This is a genomic window from Chamaesiphon sp. OTE_8_metabat_110, from assembly GCF_031382685.1.
In the GTDB taxonomy this organism is placed as follows: Bacteria; Cyanobacteriota; Cyanobacteriia; order Cyanobacteriales; family Chamaesiphonaceae; genus Chamaesiphon.
Genome location: NZ_JANMZA010000072.1, coordinates 1 through 3625, shown reverse-complemented (window position 1 = coordinate 3625; position 3625 = coordinate 1). Strand labels below are relative to the sequence as shown.

At 45.1% G+C, this 3625-nt stretch carries 3 protein-coding genes and 1 pseudogene; 3 read left to right on the top strand and 1 reads right to left on the bottom strand.

The window, feature by feature from the left end; genetic code table 11:
* A pseudogene (locus RMO52_RS02890) lies at window positions 1-546 on the top strand (restriction endonuclease); the annotation flags it as partial.
* 284 nt (window positions 547-830) lie between these two features.
* On the top strand, window positions 831-1643 hold the full coding sequence (gene mazG / locus RMO52_RS02885; protein WP_310410702.1) for a nucleoside triphosphate pyrophosphohydrolase: 813 nt from the start codon (window positions 831-833) through the stop codon (window positions 1641-1643).
* 290 nt (window positions 1644-1933) lie between these two features.
* Here mazG and RMO52_RS02880 read toward each other — a convergent pair whose 3' ends face one another.
* Window positions 1934-2431, bottom strand: a complete 498-nt coding sequence (locus RMO52_RS02880) for an HNH endonuclease (RefSeq protein WP_310410700.1) — start codon at window positions 2429-2431, stop codon at window positions 1934-1936.
* 279 nt (window positions 2432-2710) lie between these two features.
* Between RMO52_RS02880 and RMO52_RS02875 the strand changes: the two genes are divergently transcribed.
* Window positions 2711-3625, top strand: a 915-nt coding sequence (locus RMO52_RS02875) for a class I SAM-dependent methyltransferase (protein ID WP_310410698.1), incomplete at its 3' end; no start/stop codon positions are given.

Sequence of the window (3625 nt, the reverse complement as noted above, 5' to 3'; positions counted from 1 at the left end):
AATGTAGATGCAAGAGTTTTTGAAATTGTAAGTTATGCAATTCTAAAAGAGTATTATGGAGATCAAAAAATATATTGGGGATGGTCACTTGAGAAACTAAATGCTGAATATTTAACTCTATACAAAACTGGCCGTACAAATGCAAACGATGGAGGACTAGATTTTGTCATGAAACCTCTTGGAAGATTCTTTCAAGTAACAGAGACTATCGATGCAAGAAAATATTTTTTAGATATCGACAAAGTTCAAAAATATCCTATTACATTTGTCATCAAAACCGAGCGCTCGTCTAAGGAAATTATAAGTAAAGTCCAAGAGCAAGCTACTTCAATATATAAGGTGAAAGCCATCGTCAAAAGATACATAGAATCTATAGAGGAGGTGATAAATATCCCAGAATTAATGAATCGTTTCGACGTGGTTTTGGAACTGGGTAGGGGAATAGCAGTAATTGAAGAAATAGTTTTACAAAGTCGTCTTGAATTTAACGTCGAAGCAGAGGAACAAGATGTACTCATAGACGAAGAGATATTTGAAGATAATTAAATTAGCTCAACTAGGAGTGTAATCAGGATAGGTGTAAACTCGTGTTAAGAAACGCTGTAATCCTTGCTCTTACTTTAGCCCCTCTCATGACGGTCGAAGCTAAATCTCTTATTTATTCAGGCAAGAGTTATTAGCTTTATCACATTCTCAAGCTCCTAACTTGCCGCCAGCATAGTTTAGGGGCATAGAATAGAGATTGCACCCGACTAGGGTTTGAGATATTTCTATGCTATTTAGATAACTCACGATCGTCCGGCTGTTTATAAATTAACTAGAGCGACTGTATGACAAATCCCGATGCTACTCCTATCCTCACCTCACTTCAATCCTTAATCGATGTAGTTGCTAAATTGCGAGATCCCGATGAGGGTTGTCCCTGGGATTTGGCGCAGACACCTGAGAGTTTGACACCTTATATCGTCGAGGAAGCTTACGAGGCGGTACATGCGATTCGGAGTGGCGATCGAGACGCGATCGTGTCAGAATTGGGAGACTTATTGTTGCAAGTAGTCTTACAATCGCAACTTGCTAGCGAAGCAGGGCAATTTACCTTAGCCGATGTCGCTCAAAGCATCAGTGAAAAACTCATCCGCCGTCATCCGCATGTATTTGGGGATGTGAAAGTATCGGGGGTAGAGGATGTGCGAGCTAATTGGGAAGAAATAAAAGCGATCGAAAAAGGCAAGACTACCGAATTGCTCAGCGATAAATTGAGTAGTTATACAGAGAAGTTACCGCCTCTAACTGCGGCGATGAAGATCTCCAATCGTGCTGCGGCGATGGGATTTGAGTGGGAAAATATCGATGGCGTGTGGGAAAAGTTTGAGGAAGAGTTAGGCGAACTTAAAGAAGCACTTGCCACGCCCGATCTCGCACATCAAGAAACTGAATTGGGAGATTTATTATTTACCATCGTCAATCTCGCCCGATGGTGTAAACTCGATCCAGAGCGAGGCTTGAGCGGTACCAATCAAAGATTTATCGATCGCATTACCCAAATGGAACGCTATATCGATCGACCATTAACCGATTATTCTATTACCGAACTAGAATCGCTCTGGCAACAAGCCAAGCAACACTTGAAGGCAAGTGGTTAGGAGGATGAATGGATGCGTCTAACTGCTACGTTTTTAGTGGGCTTACCCCCCAACCCCCCCTTATAAAGGGGGGGCTTTTGCTCCCTCCCCTTTATAAGGGGAGGGCTGGGGTGGGGTAAAGGACTACGCATCATCTCCAACAGACTTGTGTGTGCAGAATAAAATAACTTTTTATGGGGAATTGAGGGGATTACTACCAAAGCTAGTATCAACAGATTACCTCTGGTAGGCTGTGCCTACGACAGGCTACGCCAACGCCAACGATGCTGTCCATATTTCCAGACATCTTCTTAAATCCCGATAATATACTTCCGCCACTCCGTATGAGCGCCATTATTAATTTGAGTAGCTGCCTCATAGTGCAGACTACTATACGGTCGGCGCGGCTGAGTATAAAGCTGTAGATTCGCTTCCTTGGGCGTGCGGTTGCCCTTTTTGACATTGCACCGCATACACGCCGTAATCAAATTTTCCCACGTATCTGGGCCGCCGCGCGATCGGGGCATCACATGATCTAGCGTCAAGCCATCGCCTTTATAACCACAGTACTGACAAGAGTGATTGTCGCGGTTGAGTACAGTCCGGCGGGTGAGGGGAATTTCGCGATAGGGCACCATTACATAGTGCCGCAACCTAATCACCGTTGGTAAGGGAAAGTCTCGGTATAAATATTTGCCATTGTGTTCGACTTGTTCTGCTTTCCCCTTGAGCATCAAGATTACCGCACGTCGCCAACCAGTAATGTTCAGCGGCTCGTAGGAAGCATTTAACACCAGCACTTTGCTCATGTCTACTTTAGGATGTCAATACCTATTTCCCCTGATGGTAACACAATCCATCTGCGGTGTTCGGGATTGGCAATATTCGCGGTAACAACAACAATGCGATCGATTTCCACAGCTCGAACTGCTTACTACTAGCAGGTAAGGATGAGGCAATCTGGTGAGAATGGACACCTGAAGACGCACTTGCCTAATCGCCTAAATAATCGCTGCATTTAATTTACAAACTCGCTGAGATTCGTTAGATTTGTTTACAATACTTTTATAAAAAAGAATTTCGCAGACATGGCTGACACCCTCACCAAGCTAACTTACCAAACGCTTCAACAAGGCAAGAGCTACCTGAGCTTCGCCCACAAAACTGCTAGCATTCAGGCGCGGAAGGCATTCAAGCCCAACGATCTACCGATGATTCCGGTACCGCCAGAATTGATTGCCAAACTTCAGCAACGCGTCAACGATTTGCAAGCTACCGATTGGCAAGATGCTGAAAACGGCATCTATCCCACTAGCTTACTTTTCGATGAGCCTTGGGCGGATTATCTTCGTCAGTATCCTTCCCTCCTCGCTGACATGCCGAGCATTTGGGCGCGTGCTGATGGAAAAAAATATCAGGATTTCGATCGCTCGATCGAGACTGAAGGCTATCCTAGCTATTACGTGCAAAATTTTCACCATCAAACTGGTGGCTACTTGAGCGATCTCTCTGCCAACCTGTACGATTTGCAAGTTGAGATTTTATTTGGTGGGAGTGCCGATGCCATGCGCCGTCGGATCTTAGCTCCACTCAAAGCTGGCTTGAAAGCTTTTAGTGATGTTCCTGCTAAGCAAATTCGGATTCTGGATACTGCTTGTGGTACCGCGCGGACATTACGCGGTGTGCGGGCGATGTTGCCGCAAGCTTCGTTATATGGTGTAGATCTTTCAGAAGCCTATCTTCGCAAAGCTAACGAACAGCTTGCCGATCTACCAGGCTCACTGGTGCAGTTACTTCAAGGCAATATTGAAGAGTTGCCCTATGTGGATAACTACTTCCATGCCGTTACCTGTGTCTTCTTATTCCACGAACTGCCCCCGGCGGTACGCCAAAAAGCGATCGAGGAATGCTATCGGGTGCTTAAGCCCGGTGGCACTTTCATCATTTGTGATTCGATTCAGGTGAGTGATTCGCCAGAGCTGGAGGCAATGATGCACATGTTC

What these genes read in the sequence shown, in the direction of transcription:
- mazG (WP_310410702.1), top strand. Translation starts at nt 831, where the DNA reads ATGACAAATCCCGATGCTACTCCTATCCTCACCTCACTTCAATCCTTA.
- RMO52_RS02880 (WP_310410700.1), bottom strand. Translation starts at nt 2,431, where the DNA reads ATGAGCAAAGTGCTGGTGTTAAATGCTTCCTACGAGCCGCTGAACATT.